The 15,287-nt window shown below is 34.1% G+C and carries 12 protein-coding genes and 1 riboswitch; of the genes, 11 read left to right on the forward strand and 1 reads right to left on the reverse strand.

Annotated elements, in window-relative coordinates; all coding sequences use genetic code 11:
• Positions 1-25 precede the first annotated feature (25 nt).
• The 9 genes from CHB72_RS16985 (at position 26) to CHB72_RS17025 (ending at position 11,544) form a co-directional block, all read left to right on the forward strand.
• Entirely contained in the window at positions 26-1,141 is a 1,116-nt protein-coding gene (locus tag CHB72_RS16985; protein WP_089284072.1) for an efflux RND transporter periplasmic adaptor subunit, read from the forward strand.
• Positions 1,128-4,199: an efflux RND transporter permease subunit gene (locus tag CHB72_RS16990; protein WP_089284073.1), complete on the forward strand. Its 3,072-nt coding sequence runs from the start codon at positions 1,128-1,130 to the stop codon at positions 4,197-4,199. Before CHB72_RS16985 ends, CHB72_RS16990 begins: the two co-directional genes overlap by 14 nt.
• A gap of 24 nt (positions 4,200-4,223) precedes the next feature.
• Positions 4,224-4,505 carry a DUF503 domain-containing protein gene (locus CHB72_RS16995; protein ID WP_089284074.1) on the forward strand — a complete coding sequence of 94 codons (282 nt, stop codon included), beginning with the start codon at positions 4,224-4,226 and terminating at the stop codon, positions 4,503-4,505.
• Between the two features lie 14 nt (positions 4,506-4,519).
• The gene (gene nth / locus CHB72_RS17000; protein ID WP_089284128.1) at positions 4,520-5,164 is read left to right on the forward strand and encodes an endonuclease III; all 645 of its coding nucleotides are present in this window, start codon (positions 4,520-4,522) and stop codon (positions 5,162-5,164) included.
• A gap of 131 nt (positions 5,165-5,295) precedes the next feature.
• Positions 5,296-7,251 (forward strand): cell division protein FtsA, encoded by a 1,956-nt coding sequence (locus tag CHB72_RS17005; protein WP_089284075.1) that lies wholly within the window; start codon positions 5,296-5,298, stop codon positions 7,249-7,251.
• 134 nt (positions 7,252-7,385) lie between these two features.
• Complete coding sequence (locus CHB72_RS17010; protein ID WP_089284076.1) at positions 7,386-8,831, forward strand: VanW family protein; 1,446 nt, start codon at positions 7,386-7,388, stop codon at positions 8,829-8,831.
• Positions 8,832-8,941: 110 nt separating this feature from the next.
• Positions 8,942-9,637 (forward strand): DUF2225 domain-containing protein, encoded by a 696-nt coding sequence (locus CHB72_RS17015; RefSeq protein ID WP_089284077.1) that lies wholly within the window; start codon positions 8,942-8,944, stop codon positions 9,635-9,637.
• On the forward strand, positions 9,630-10,154 hold the full coding sequence (locus CHB72_RS17020; protein WP_089284078.1) for a methylated-DNA--[protein]-cysteine S-methyltransferase: 525 nt from the start codon (positions 9,630-9,632) through the stop codon (positions 10,152-10,154). The genes CHB72_RS17015 and CHB72_RS17020 overlap by 8 nt, the downstream gene beginning before the upstream one ends.
• A gap of 85 nt (positions 10,155-10,239) precedes the next feature.
• Entirely contained in the window at positions 10,240-11,544 is a 1,305-nt protein-coding gene (locus tag CHB72_RS17025) for an esterase/lipase family protein (RefSeq protein ID WP_089284079.1), read from the forward strand.
• A gap of 9 nt (positions 11,545-11,553) precedes the next feature.
• Here CHB72_RS17025 and CHB72_RS17030 read toward each other — a convergent pair whose 3' ends face one another.
• A complete protein-coding gene (locus CHB72_RS17030; RefSeq protein ID WP_089284080.1) occupies positions 11,554-12,729 on the reverse strand; it encodes a TraB/GumN family protein in 1,176 nt (391 codons plus the stop codon).
• Between the two features lie 315 nt (positions 12,730-13,044).
• Here CHB72_RS17030 and CHB72_RS17035 point away from each other — a divergent pair, with 315 nt between their 5' ends.
• Complete coding sequence (locus tag CHB72_RS17035; RefSeq protein WP_089284081.1) at positions 13,045-14,190, forward strand: CAP domain-containing protein; 1,146 nt, start codon at positions 13,045-13,047, stop codon at positions 14,188-14,190.
• Positions 14,191-14,433: 243 nt separating this feature from the next.
• A riboswitch (cobalamin riboswitch) is annotated at positions 14,434-14,611 on the forward strand.
• A gap of 102 nt (positions 14,612-14,713) precedes the next feature.
• The gene (gene cobU / locus CHB72_RS17040) at positions 14,714-15,277 is read left to right on the forward strand and encodes a bifunctional adenosylcobinamide kinase/adenosylcobinamide-phosphate guanylyltransferase (RefSeq protein WP_089284082.1); all 564 of its coding nucleotides are present in this window, start codon (positions 14,714-14,716) and stop codon (positions 15,275-15,277) included.
• Positions 15,278-15,287: the final 10 nt, after the last annotated feature.

A 15,287-nucleotide genomic window follows, 5' to 3' on the forward strand; every position in this document is an offset into this window, starting at 1 on the left:
AAGCGACTTACTTGGAGGTTTTTTTATGACAAAAAAGTTTTTAATCATGATGATCATCCTAACAACTTTTCAAATAGGACTAGGGGGCTGTAGGGAAACTGGAGAAAGAAACGAAGAAAGAAGAGTTGCAGTGGAAGTAGCTCCTGTTAAGAGAAGTAGTATAGTGGAGGAAATTACGATAGCGGCAAAGCTACAGCCACTAAACAATATAATGATTATACCAAAAGCTCCCGGATTGGAAGTAACAAAGTTAGCTGTAAATGTTGGAGACACAGTAAAAGAGGGAGATTTTTTATTTGAATTAGATAAAACCTTGATAAGAAGACAAGTGGAAGCCACACGAAAATCTTATGAACAGGCTCAAAATAACTATCGCATTCAAAAACAGCAAATGGAGAAAATGGCAGAATTCACACCTAGTATTCCTACCAGTATGATAACAAATGGAAGAAACCCTCAAATTCCACAAGGAGATATGTCACAAGATTCATTACTCACAGCAGAAGTGCAGCTAGAACAGACTAGATTGGCATATGTTAATGCTTTAGAGCAATTAGATGAAATGGAATATTATGCACCAGTGAATGGGATCGTTACTCAAAATAACCTTTTAGAAAATCAAATGGCCATGAATACACAACCAGCTTTAATCATTAGCAATGTGGATCAGTTAAAAATGGATCTATACGTTACAAAAGCCTTATATAATACACTACATTTAGGAAAAGAGATGGTATTCTTCACTGAAAATGAAGAGCATAAAGGAAAAGTGACAATAGTAAATGATGTAGCAGATCTTAGAACAAACCTCCATTATGTACAAATTCTTGTGGATAACAGAGAAAAGAAATTGTTGGCAGGTTCTTTATGTAAACTAAAAATGGAAAGAGAAAAAAATCAAGACACATTAATTATTCCTAAAAAAGCTATTTTTTTTGAGGGTGATATACCTACAGTGTACATAGAAGATCAGGAAAGAGCTATAAAAAGGCAAGTAGAATTAGGAATCGATGGTGGAGAAATGATCGAGGCGATCAAGGGAGTACAAGAGGGAGAAATGGTTATCACTAAAGGACAGCATTATATTGATGAAAATACTTCGTTAATCGTAACAAGAGGTGACGATGATGAAGATACCTAGCTGGGCTGTTAAAAAGCCTATTTCAGTTCTAATGATTGTTGCCATCATTCTACTATTAGGTGGGGTCTCTTTATCGAGGCTTCCTATGGATTTATTGCCTAAAATGAATATTCCTGTGGCTGTAGTGAATACACAGTATTTAGGGGCAGGTCCTTATGAAGTAGAAAATCTTATTACCAGACCTATCGAAGAGGCCGTGGCAACGGTACATAATGTAAAGCATATTAACTCTACCTCGATGGAGGGAAGCTCGATTATAGTAATAGAATTCAATCAAGGAACAGACATGGAATTTGCTACTTTGGAAATAAGAGAAAAAATTGATCTAATAAAAAGATATCTACCTGAAGATATCCTACAGCCCATTGTACTAAAAATAGATCCGAATGCTCTCCCTATTATGACTTTAGGTGTGACAGGAGATGATTTAGAAAAGCTTCAGGAAATTGTAGAATATAGAATTAAGCCAAGGCTAGAACGATTGGAAGGAATTGCCTCTGTAGAAATTTCTGGGGGAAGAGAAAAGTCAGTAGCGATTACTATTAACCCTACTCAGCTTGAAATGCAAGGTATCAGTCAGGAGCAGTTGATGGCACTATTAAGGGCAGAAAACATCAACCTTCCTGGTGGAGAGATATTAGATGATAGAAAATATCTAACCGTAAGAACAGTAGGAGAATTTCAAAGTCTAGAGGAAGTAAAAAAATTACCTATAACTTTGCCAATGGGACAAACAGCCAAATTAGAAGACTTAGTAGAAATAAACTTCCAAGAAAATGATTCACTGCAAATTGCAAAGATAAACGGTGTTCCTAGTATACGAATTACGATGCAAAAACAGCCTACTTTTAATACTGTACAGGTAGCTAACGGAGTATATACAGAAATGACAAAAATACAAGAGGAATTAAACAATATTCAATTGGAAATTGTTACAGATCAATCATTATTTATTAGAAGATCTATTAGCAATGTAGGGAAAACTGCAGGACTTGGAGGAATATTGGCGATTTTAATACTGTATCTATTTATGAGAAGTATAAGAAACACATTAGTGATTGCCTTATCCATACCTATCTCAATTATAGCTACTTTTACACTTATGTATTTTACAGGGTTGACATTAAATCTATTGTCTTTAGGTGGTTTTGCTTTAGGCATTGGTATGCTGGTAGATAACGGAATTGTAGTGTTGGAAAACATATACCGCTTCCGAGAAAAAGGCTATTCTCCAGTTAATGCAGCTATTCATGGTGCAGAAGAAGTTGCAGCAGCAGTCGCAGCCTCTACCTTAACAACGGTAGCAGTTTTTCTGCCAGTTGTATTTGTAGAAGGAATGACAGGAGAAATATTTAAAGAGTTAGCCTTAACAGTAACATTTTCTCTATTAGCATCTTTGGGGATCTCCTTAACATTAATACCTATGTTATCCTCAAAAGTAATAGAAATTAAAGAAAAAAGGGCTCATCAACTCCTGAATAGAGTAGAAGAAAATTTTAAAAAGGCAAATCGTTTTTATAGAAGTATCCTTGAATGGAGCTTAGGACATAGAGGGGTCGTTATGACCGTAGCAACCATTATCTTTCTAGTTTCCACTATCTCTTTATTATGGATAGGTGCAGAATACTTTCCTGAGTTTGATGAGGGAACCTTTACAATTAGTATATCTCTACCTCATGGTAGCAGGTTGGAAGATACGGAAACAATAGTGAACCAAATAGAAGAAATTCTTAGAAAAAACGAAGATATTGATGGGATTTTTACGAATATCGGTGGTGGTGATGATTACTATGGTGGCTTTGGAAGAAGAAGCAATCGTGGGTCCATTGATGTTAGATTGAAGCCCTATAGAGCAAGGGGAAAAGAAACAGCACAAGTGATTGATGAAATCCGTTGGGAGTTACAAGCTATAGCTGGTGCAGATATAAATGTAGCTAATCTTTCCTTTATTGGAGTAGGATTTGGGGGGGAAACAGTTGAAGTAGAAATAAGAGGTGACAATATTGATGTTTTGCAAGAAATATCAGAAGACTTCATGAAAATTATCGACTCTGTAGAAGGAACTAGAGAAGTTGCATCGAATTTTACTGATGGTAGGCCACAACTAGAATTATATTTAGATAGAGATATTACTTCTTCTTATGGGTTACAGACGATGCAGATTGCATCAACTATTAGGAACTTAATTCAAGGAGTATCAGCTACAAGACTACGAATAGACGGCAAAGAGCATGATGTAGTAATTGGTGGTGAAAATTATCTAAGGGAAAGCATAGGAAACTTTATACAGATACCGATTCCTACTTTGGCAGGGGGAAATGTACCACTTGAGCAATTGGTGGAATATCGAATATCTCAAGGACCTAATGTCATAAGACGTTCTAATCAGGTGCGTTCTATTACGGTAAAAGCTACAACTTTCCAGAGGGATATGAATAGCGTAATTAAAGATATTGAAGGAAAATTAATGAGTTATTCCTTACCAGCTGGTTACAGTTATCAATATAGGGGACAGAAGGAACAATTGCAGGAGGCCTACTCTAGTCTAGTGTTAGCTGTGATTTTAGCGATTTTACTGGTATATATGATATTAGCTACACAATTCCAATCATTACTACATCCCTTTATCATTATGCTATCGGTACCATTGGCTTTTTCCGGTGGAGCATTGGGACTACTTGTTAGTGGGATACCATTAAGTATACCAGCGGTGATTGGGGCCATCGTTTTAGCAGGTATTGTAGTAAACAATGGAATAGTTCTGATTGACTATATCAATATTTTGAGGGAAAATAAAATAGAGACAAAAGAAGCTATTATTACAGCAGGTACTACAAGGCTAAGACCCATAATGATGACAACCTTAACTACCGTTTTAGGCTTGATTCCACTGGCTATGGGTATAAGCGAAGGTTCCGAGGTTCAAGTACCTTTAGCTACTGTAGTTATTGGAGGATTAGTTCTATCGACTCCATTAACATTGATTGTATTACCAATTGTTTATTCTATATTTAATGACTTTGCTGTATATATAAGCAATAGAAGAAAGAAGAAATAAACTAATCATGGGGGACGTGAGAAGATGTTAATAGGAACATGTTCAATGAAGGTTATTATGTATGAAGTAAGCTCCTTAAAGGGAAAGAGGCAGATTTTAAAGAGCCTCATTGAAAGAATAAAGTCTAGATTTAATGTATCTATTGCTGAAGTAGGGGAGCAAGATAAATGGAAGATTGCTGAAATTGGCTTTTGCTGTGTAAGTAATAGTAGCAAGCATGTGGATGAGATGATTAACAATGTCATTCATTTTATTGAGATGGATGGAAGAGTAGATATTACGGAATGTCAGGTAGAAATACTTTAGAGAAAGGAAAACCTATGAAAAAGATGCTTACGAATAAAGAAATAAAGGAAGTGCTGGATATTTTATATACAACCTATCCAGATGCAGAATCAGAACTTAATTATAAGAATGCTTTCGAACTTTTAATTGCTGTAATATTGTCTGCTCAATGTACCGATAAGCGAGTAAATGAGGTCACAGAAAAAATGTTTAAAAAGTTTAAAACACCAGAAGACTATTTAGAGCTTACCGAGGAGGAATTAGGAAACTGGATAAAAAGCTGTGGTTTTTACAGAAATAAAAGTAAGAACATTCTAGAAACCTGTAGAATATTATCTGAAAAATACAAGGGAGAAGTTCCCCAAACCCGAGAAGAATTGATGGAACTTGCAGGAGTTGGTAGAAAAACCGCTAATGTAGTTATTAGTAATATTTTTGGGCAAGACGCTATTGCAGTAGATACCCATGTCTTCAGGGTTTCCAATAGAATTGGGTTAGCACACGCTGAAGATGTTAATAAAACAGAAGAACAACTAATGAGAAACATACCAAAAAATAAATGGTCTGAAGCACATCATTGGCTGATTTTCCATGGCAGAAGGATTTGCAAAGCAAGAAGACCTCTCTGTGAAAAGTGTCCATTAACAAAACTATGCCTGTATTATAGAAGCTTAACTTAATATTACTATTTCTTTCAAGATGTCTATTGCAAATTTAGACATCTTTCTTTGTCTTTTTAAAAGGAGAAATTCATCTTAACGGAGAATTATCTATTATAAGAAAGAAGGATTAGGAGAAAGGATGTAGTAGAATGATATTTGTTCTTGACATTGGCACAAGGAGTATTGTAGGTTTATTAGGTACTTTAGAGGATGAAAAATTTGTGATTCAGCAAGCAGTTGTAGAATTTCATAGAAAAAGAGTGATGTATGATGGGCAAATTCATGATGTTGAAGGAGTTATGGAGATCGTTAAAAGAGTAAAGGAAAAAATGGAGGAAATCACGGGGTTTCCACTAAAGGAGGTTTCTATAGCAGCTGCTGGAAGAGCATTAAAAACCTTTCAGACCACCATTGAAAAGGATCTAGATGAGTACAAAGAAATTGACAAGCATCTAATTGACAGCGTGGAAATAGAAGGAATTCAACAAGCGCAGAGGGAGTTAGAAAAAGATTATCATGAAACAACCAATTATTTTTGTGTAGGTCATACGGTGATCAATTATTATTTAAATGATGGGCTAATTACAAATCCTATAGGGCATCGAGGAAAAAAGCTTAGGATAGATATACTGGCTACCTTTTTACCTAAAATTGTAGTAGATAGTTTATATACTGTCATGGGCAAGGTAGGGTTAGAGGTAGCATATCTAACGTTGGAGCCTATCGCCGCAATAGAAGTGGCTGTTCCAGAAAATATGCGTTTATTGAACATTGTTCTAGTAGATATTGGGGCTGGAACCTCTGACATTGCCATTACAAAGGAAGGAACCGTGACAGCTTTTGGCATGACATCTACAGCTGGCGATGAGATTACAGAAGAATTAGCTAGGACTTATTTATTAGATTTTGATACCGCGGAAAAAATAAAGTGTAATCTTTCCAAAGCAGAACAGCAAAGCTTTACTGATATTGTAGGTATACCTCATCAAATAGAATCTAAGGAGATTTTAGATCAAATTCAACCAGCAATTGAGTTAGTGGCCAAAGAAATTGCTGATAATATATTGATGCAAAATGGCAAATCTCCCAGTGTAGTTTTTTTAATTGGTGGAGGCAGCCAAACATCACGATTAAATACCTTGTTAGCCGAGTATTTACAGTTACCAAAGGAAAGAGTTGTTGTCAGGGGGATGGAAATAATCCAAAATCTTCAATGGGATGCATCTATCATTGAAGGACCTGAGGGGATCACTCCTATTGGTATTTTAGTGAAGGCTTTGAAGAATAAATCGGGTGATTATATTGAGGTGAAAGTAAATAATAATAATATTAGAATGCTAAAGACAAAGGTTTTAAGAGTAAGTGATGCTTTAGTATTGATAGGTTTTAATCCTAGAGATTTAATACCTCAAAAAGGAGAGAGCTTGAAGGTTTATCTTAATAATGAAGAAAAAATCATTTATGGGGAATATGGAGAACCAGCAAAAATAGTGGTAAATAGTAGAATTGCACATTTAGACACATCAATTGAACACGATGATACGATTACTATACATCCTGCCACTGCAGGGAAAAATGCTGTAGCTAAGTTAAGAGAAGTAATTAATTTAAAGGAAGATTTCTTTGTGAACGATAGTAGAATTAATCCATTTAACTATGTTAAGGTGAACGGAAAGCAAGCTTCTCCCCATTATCTTTTACAGCAGGGAGATAGAATAGAATACATCCTTTTAAACACAGTACAGGATTTGTGTCAGCTTATGAACACTTCATTTGGAGAACATGATATCTATGTGGATGGTAAAAAAGCTGAGTTGTACCAAAATCTAGAAGGTGTAAAACAAATTATAATCGATAAAAAAGAAAAACAGAAGGTCGAAGCACAGCAGCTTAAAGAAGAGCGTATTATAGAAGTAGTTTGTAATGGAGAATCTTTAAAAATTGCTGCTAATAAAGAAAATTTGATATTTGTTGATATATTCAATTATATCGATTTTGACAGAACTAAGGTAAAAGGCAGATTAATTCTCAAGCACAATGGAAATCCAGCCAATTATACAGAACCTCTTCAGGATGGGGATGAACTAATGATTTATTGGGAATGACCTTGATGAATATTTTTTTCTAGATAGTAATACGATTAAAATATATTACTTATTCTTAAAGAATTTATGAATTTTTTAAAACTATATTGTTTCTACTTTATCAGTAAAGTATAATTGCATCAAGGAGTGATGTTATGGAGTCGACTGTCGAAAAGTCAACTAAGAAAAAAGTCATATTAGGGGTTATAGCAGGGATATTTATTACTACTATTATAACAATGTCAACCTTAGCTTTTTTATTAATTAATAAAGATACAATCTATAATGAAGTATATATTGAAACAATCAATGTAAGCAATTTAACAAAACAGCAGGCAACACAAAGAGTAGAAAACATATTTGGAAGAGAATTAGAAGGATTAAAATTAAACCTTGTTTATGAAAATTATAGTCGGCAGTTGCCCTATAAGGATGTGGGATATACTTATTTATATGATGATGCTGTGGAAGAAGCCTATAGATTAGGAAGAGAAGGTAACATTTTTAATAGAATAAGCAATATCTATGCATTAAAGAAAAATCCGGTATATATTAGTTTACAACCCCATTATGAAGAAGAATTTTTGGAATCATTTATCGAAGATATAGAGGAGCATATTAACAAAGATGCAAAAGATGCTACTATTCGACGACAAAATGGTGCTTTTCAAATAACGAAGGAGCAATTAGGTATAGAGATTGACAAAGATCTATTAGTAGAAAGAATTATTGAAAGAATAGAGACCTTTAGTCAAAAAGATATCTCTATCCCAATCTCGCATATTACTCCTAGTTTGACAGAAGAGACGTTGAAAAATATTCAAGAAGTAGTTGGAGAATTTAGTACAGTCTTTAATTTGCAGATGGAGGGAAGAAGTCAAAATATATCTATTGCAGCCAGAAGTATAAATGGTACTTTACTTATGCCAGGAGAAGGATTTTCCTTTAATGAAAAAGCTGCTGGAAGGGGATATCAAGAAGCGCCAGTAATCATAGATGGAAAATTGGTACCTGGAATAGGGGGAGGGATTTGCCAAGTATCTACTACTCTATATAATGCAGTTGTACGAGGAAATTTAGAAGTGACTAGCAGAAGAAATCATTCTTTATCAGTACCCTACGTACCATTAGGCCATGATGCAGCTGTCGCCAATAATCACATTGATTTTCAATTTAAGAATAATTTTCAAAATCCTATTTATATAGACAGTTTTGTTGTAGGAGATAAAGTGTTTGTTAAGCTTTATGGGAAGAAAGAGGATAATTTTACGATTACTTTATTATCTGATGTGATAGAAGTAATTGAGCCGAAGATAGAAACTAAGAAAGATCCTGATATGTTCATTGGAGAAAAAAAGGTGGAAGTGGAACCTAAAAAGGGATATCGTGTAAATACTTATAAAATATACTCTCAAAATGGCAAAGAAATAAAGCGAGAACACATATCGAGAGATAATTATGCAGTTGTTAACGGTGTTATTATTGAAGGAACAAAACCAAACTCTGTGGTTGAAGGAGAAGTAACATCTAAAGCAGACCAACTTCTCATAGAGGAGAGTCATTCCCAACAGGAAGAAATTATTGAATCACAGGAAATTTAGCCTATTTTTCAACCTTCTCTGATTGATGGAGAAGGTTTTCTTCCATTTTTAATAAAAACGGTATATTATATTAATTAGGACAATGAATCGACTAATATTGGAGGTAGCATATGGAACATCTATTTTATGATAAACGCGTGGATTGCCCATGTTGTAAAAATAGTTTTAAAACTAAAAAGGTGAGAAGAAGAGGATTAAAGGTTTTAGAAAGACATACAGATTTCTGTGTAGCCTATAAAGATATTAATCCTATCTACTATCACGTTTGGATTTGTCCAAATTGTGGTTTTAGTGCTTCAGAAAGTGAATATAGAGATTTAACAAAAGACCAAAGGTTGTTTTTTCAAGGAAATATTAGTAGAAAATGGAATCAGAGAGATTATGGTGGTATAAGGACATTTGAAGAAGCGGAAGAAAGCTACAAATTAGCATTGATGGTAGCTCAATTATTTAAAAAACCTAAGGGATACATTGGAGGAATATGCTTAAAGTTAGGATGGCTCTATCGAGAACAAAAGAATGATAAGGAATTTGAATTTTTAAAGCATGCGCTTCATTCCTTTGAAGCGGCTTATCAAAAGGAGCCATTGCCTATTGCAGGACTTGATGAGATATCTTTAGCCTATTTAGTAGGGGAACTACATAGAAGATTTGATCATATACAAGATGCTATAAAATGGTACGCTAAGGCCTTAGACCATCCAGATATAAAAAAGAAGAGACAGATACAATTATTAGCTAGAGAACAGTGGCGTTTAGCTAGGGAACAATACCGATTAGAAAAGGAGGACAGTGTTCATGCTTGATATTTACTATTGTAGCATAAACATAGGAGGTTATGATCTGCATTTAGCCTCCAGTGAAAAGGGACTAGTAGCAATAGGAATAGAAGAGATTGAAGAACAGTTTATTAAGGACTTAAAAAAAGATTTTTCAGAGAGATCAATTATACTTAATGAGGCTGCAAATCTTCCCTATATTCAACAACTGACAGAATTTTTCCAAGGAAATAGAAAAACCTTCACAGCGCCATTGCATCTAATAGGAACAAAATTTCAAAAGCAAGTTTGGCAAGCGTTATTAAAAATTCCTTTTGGAAAAGTAGTATCCTATAAAGATATAGCAGTTGAAATAGGGAATCCTAAGGCTATGAGGGCAGTTGGTATGGCTAATAATAAAAATCGTATTCCAATCATTATTCCTTGCCATAGGGTAATTGGTTCAAATAAAAAGCTTGTTGGCTATGGTGGAGGACTGCACATTAAAGAACGATTATTAAAACTTGAAGGTATTGAGATCGTAAAGGAAAAAGTGGTAAATTGATAATTACCACTTTTTGTATTTTCCTCCTACAACTTAGCATAAATTATATAAAAGCTTATTTCAGTATTGTGAGGAGGAGATTATATTGCAGGCTCAAGAAGGAAATCCCATTATTTTTATTCCAGGTTTAATGGGTTCTATGGGAAATGATATCATTGAAGGGACCGGTAATTGGAGTTTTGGTACTGCTCGATGGGTCTATGACCCCTTGGTTAAACAATTAGAAGAAGCAGGATATGTAGTAAACGAAAATCTATTTATATGTTACTATGACTGGAGAAAAAAGAATAGTAGCATTGTAGAGGCTTATTTAAAGCCTATGATTAGGGAAGTTAAGGAAAAACATCCTAATAAGAAAATTGATTTGATTTGTCATAGTATGGGAGGGATTGTAGCCAGGACCTATATACAATCTATTGATTACCAATTTGATATCAATAGATTAGTCATGATAGGCACTCCAAATAAAGGTACTATAGCAGCCTATTATTTGTGGTCCACTGGTAGGTTATTACCCAGTAAAAAAGGTAGAAGCTTCTTTAATTTAATAGCTAGAGGTTATATGTGGATTTTGCTTCGACTAATGAAGGTCTCCTTTGGCTTAGAAAACTTGAAGGAAATACATGAAATTTTTCCATCAGTGGGAGAGTTAATACCAACTGGAGGCTATGGAAGTATTTTGTGTTATGAAAATGGAAATGGCAAATGGCAAAGGGTACCTAGGGACTATATGCGATACGAGAATCATTTTCTAAATGAATTAAATAATAATTTATTTTTATTATCTCATCGGATTAATGATGTATACTGTATAGTTGGCTATAACTTTTCAACAGCCGAGTATTTAATGATAGATAGAGATAAACTATTTCAGGAATATGAGGAAATAATTCTAGACCCAGTAGAAACCTTAGATGGAGATGGAACAGTAGCTGTAAAGAGTGCAGAAATAGAAGGTCTCCAGCATTATTATATTGAAGCAAACCATCGACGAATAGTGGATGGATGTTTTTCCTATATAAAAGATATCTATGGTTTTAAAACAGCAGAAGGCTTACAAGAGTCTGTTGAATCAGAAGATATAACACTACATATTATATTTACAGGAAAGCCTAATATCATCATCTATAGGGAAAAATCAGCAGATATAGAGTTAAATGAAGGACAAATAAATACCCATTATTCCTATATTTATGAAAAGTTCCCCGAAGAGCATAAATGGATAATAATACAGAACATTCCTAAAGGGGTTTACTCTATCAAAGTGGATAACTACCAGCCTAAAAATCTTCATTTGATGGTTATGTCTGAAAACCTAAAAGAATTAGATACAGAACAGGAAATTAAGGCACATCAAAAAGATTACATCTATAAATTCGAAATTTATTAAGGGTCGTTTTTACGACCCTTTTATAGTTTTGAAAAATATCCGAATCACATCTGCTCCTCCGATGATACTTCCTAAAACACTTCCTAAATTGGTTAAAGCAACCACAAGCAGGATGCGGGTCACCTTATTCCTCCAAAATCCCTTAAATGTAAAAATATCTTCAGATAAGTTTTCAAAATCCTTTACATTTGGTCGTCTAACAAAAGCCTCTACAAACCCAGCAACCCATCCTGCACCAAAAAAAGGATTTAAGGAGGTGAAGGGTGCAACAACTAGAGAGGTTAGAATAGAAAGGGGATGACCTAGAGCAACTAAAGTTCCTAATGCGGATAAAATACTATTCCAAAGAATCCAGCTAAATGTTAAATCTGCAGCAGCAGAACGACTAAAGTAATAAGTAGATCCAATGATACCTATGATAGCTAAGGGTACAATCCAAGATATGATCCTAGATCTATTGGTTTTCTTGGGAAGCGTTTCTAATTTCTTTAAATTATGCTCTTTGTAGATTTCCTTTGCTACACCGGGAACATGAGCCGCTCCTAAAACAGCCACAATTTTTTTGCCAGGGGCCTCCTTGATTTTTTGGGCTAAGTACTGATCTCTTTCATCCACAAGATAATTCTTTAATTTTGGAAAGGATGCTGTAAATTCCTCTAACAATGAAGTTAGAGTATCCTTAGTTTTCAATTTTTCTAATTCGTCTTCTGTTATTTTCTCATTATCAAAGAAACCAAAGAATATATTCGTAAGAAGTTGAATTTTTCCTTTTATACCAATACCATGCCATATTCGCAAAAAGGTGACTTGTATACTCCTATCAGCTAATATGATGGAAGAACCATTCCTTTCTGCAGATTCAATCGCTTGTATCATTTCTTGCCCAGGTTTTATATCAAATTGTTTAGCAATACGTTTTTGAAAAGAGGATACAATAAGATTAACTAAAAGAAAAGTAGATTTTTTTTCTTTGATTATCTTAAAAATATCCATTTGTTGCCATCGGGCTTGATGAACAATAGCATTGTATCTTTGCTGATCTAATTCTACACATACAGCTTCTGGTTTTTCTTCTTCGATAACTCTTTTTACCTCTTCAGCACTTTGTTTAGAAACATGGGCTGTTCCAATAATAATGATTTCTTTATCTTCCATTTGCAGCTTTGTTATATTTTCATGAGACATATGATATCAACTTCCTTTTCATTTATATAATTTCCATATGTATAGATTAACTTATCTTTACTGTCTTTACTATTCACTTTTATTATATCAAAAGCAACACTGTTTCATGAATTTTAAAAAAGACATGGCGCAGGCGAAATCGTAAAAATGTGTAATTGTTATTAAGCTCTGGAGTTGGTTACCCATATTTATGAGTATATTTAAAGGTAAAATTGTTATATACTATTAAATAATCATTAAAGAAGTCATATTAGTTTGTGTTATAATAAAGTAAATATTTGAAAAAAATAGGATTACCTAAAGGAGGTTTCATATGTGAAGACCTTAAAAAAACTAACGATAATTTGCATGATAGCAATCGCAATTATGGCATACTATAATCCATCCTTATTAAGGCTGCAAAGCGAAGAAGTCATTAATAATATACTGAATACCAAAACAGCAACATGGTATGGTGATAGTATTCAAACAATAATGGAAATAGAAAAGCCTAAAATTTTAGGGGCTGTGGAGGTACAAGTAAAGTCTACTATAGGTAGCTTAATAAATAACATAAATATATATATACTAAAGGATAACAATAATATAAAGAAAACACAAGTTAACACGGAGGAAGAATTCACTCTATTAGATATAATGATTGGTGATTCATCTGAAAATGTAATAGAGTCATTAGGAGAACCGGCCCGAAAAGATGCAAGTCAATATGGATTCAAATGGTATATATATAATCAAGATTATGCTAAGTATCTTCAAGTTGGAATTCAAGAAGGGCAAGTGGTGGGGCTATATACCAACTCTCTGCATTGGCAATCAAAATCCGGAGTGCAAATAGGTACCAGTAAAGAAACTGTTAAAAATTTATACGGAGAACCCTTAGAAAATTTTAAAAAAGGAAATACCATATATTATCTAAATAATTTAGAAGAAAGTCATACGTACTTAGTAAATAATTATTATGTAACATTTTTCTTCGATCTTCATAATAACAATAAGGTAACAGCGATACAGCTAATAGAGAAAAATGTAGAAGAGGCATTATTAGGCTTCTATGGAACACCTAGTGAAGATTTAAGGATAAGCTTTGAAAAACAAGTCTTTGACCTTGCCAATGCCGTAAGAGTTAGATCAGGGCTATCCTCTTTTCAATGGGATGATCAAGCAGCGGTAGCAGCTAGCAAGCAAAGTATTGATATGGCAAAACGAAACTTCTTTAGTCATATAAACCCTGATGGAAAAGGTCCTTCTAACCGATTAGATAACGAAGGGATTGCCTGGAGAAAATCAGGAGAAAATATTGCGGTAGGTCAAATCTCTGCTATATTTGTCCATGAAAATTGGATGAATTCCATAGGTCACAGAGAAAATATTTTAGGAGACTTTAAAAAGCTCGGGGTAGGTGTATATTTTGGAGGAAATTATAGTACTTATTACACTCAAAAATTTCACACACCATTTTAATAATAATGAGCAGGATTCCTAATAAGAGAAGGGTATGCTATTCAATAATTAATCCCCCTTATCAGCTTGTATTGTCTGAGAATATGGAGTAAATATATAGATGCTTTTTTCTATACTTTAATTTTAATACACACGGGTCTATGGTTTTGCCCGTAGCTATAAGTGGATGCCTATAAAATCCATATTCACAATTCAACTGTTGCTACTTCTGGGATTATTTGATATGATGAATGTAACAATTTAAAATAAATAAAAAGTATTGGTGCTCTAAGAGCTTAAAAGGGAAAGTGGTGTAATACCACTACAGCCCCCGCTACTGTAAGTGAGGATGAAAACAGCAAATACCACTGGATAATCTGGGAAGGTGCTGTGAGTAAAATGAATCACAAGTCAGGAGACCTGCCTACTATTTGAAACAAACCTTCGGCGGGAAGGCGTGTTTAAAATCATAGGTTTTGATTTTTAGCCCTTACCCATAGTAGGGGCTTTTCTATATAATCATGATAATAATCGAGGTGAATTTATGGGAGAAAAAGGTTTAATATTAGTAACAGGAGGCGCGAGAAGTGGTAAAAGCAGCTTCGGAGAATCTCTACTAGAAAATATAGATGATAAGGTTCTGTATGTAGCTACAGCTCAAGCCTTTGACGACGAAATGAAGGATAGAATAAAAAAGCATAGAGAAGGAAGACTAGAAAATTGGATTACCATTGAAGGCTATAAAAGTCTACATACAAATATAGAAGGCTATAAAAACAAAATATCAGGAATATTCTTGGACTGTGTAACAATTATGATTACAAACCTGATGTTGGAGGAGCCTATAGATTGGGACAATATCACACAGCAACAAATAGATTTATTAGAAAGAAAGATATTCAATGAAGTACAAGCATTGATCTGTACAGTAAAATCCCTTGAGATACCAGCTGTTTTTATAACCAATGAAATAGGTCTAGGTATTGTTCCAGAGAACAAACTAGCAAGGATTTTTAGAGATATAGCTGGCAGGATGAATCAATACATAGGAAAAGAAGCAGATCATGTTTATTTTGTAGTCTGTGGTATACCAAGTAAAATTAAGTAGGAGGCTGAGA

This window comes from Anaerovirgula multivorans (assembly GCF_900188145.1).
Classification (GTDB): domain Bacteria; phylum Bacillota; class Clostridia; order Peptostreptococcales; family Natronincolaceae; genus Anaerovirgula; species Anaerovirgula multivorans.

Coding starts and splice junctions, on each gene's coding strand:
- CHB72_RS17015 (WP_089284077.1), top strand. CDS start 8,942: ATGGAACATCTATTTTATGATAAACGCGTGGATTGCCCATGTTGTAAA.
- nth (WP_089284128.1), top strand. CDS start 4,520: ATGAAAAAGATGCTTACGAATAAAGAAATAAAGGAAGTGCTGGATATT.
- CHB72_RS17010 (WP_089284076.1), top strand. CDS start 7,386: ATGGAGTCGACTGTCGAAAAGTCAACTAAGAAAAAAGTCATATTAGGG.
- CHB72_RS16985 (WP_089284072.1), top strand. CDS start 26: ATGACAAAAAAGTTTTTAATCATGATGATCATCCTAACAACTTTTCAA.
- CHB72_RS17020 (WP_089284078.1), top strand. CDS start 9,630: ATGCTTGATATTTACTATTGTAGCATAAACATAGGAGGTTATGATCTG.
- CHB72_RS17005 (WP_089284075.1), top strand. CDS start 5,296: ATGATATTTGTTCTTGACATTGGCACAAGGAGTATTGTAGGTTTATTA.
- CHB72_RS16990 (WP_089284073.1), top strand. CDS start 1,128: ATGAAGATACCTAGCTGGGCTGTTAAAAAGCCTATTTCAGTTCTAATG.
- cobU (WP_089284082.1), top strand. CDS start 14,714: ATGGGAGAAAAAGGTTTAATATTAGTAACAGGAGGCGCGAGAAGTGGT.
- CHB72_RS17030 (WP_089284080.1), bottom strand. CDS start 12,729: ATGTCTCATGAAAATATAACAAAGCTGCAAATGGAAGATAAAGAAATC.
- CHB72_RS16995 (WP_089284074.1), top strand. CDS start 4,224: ATGTTAATAGGAACATGTTCAATGAAGGTTATTATGTATGAAGTAAGC.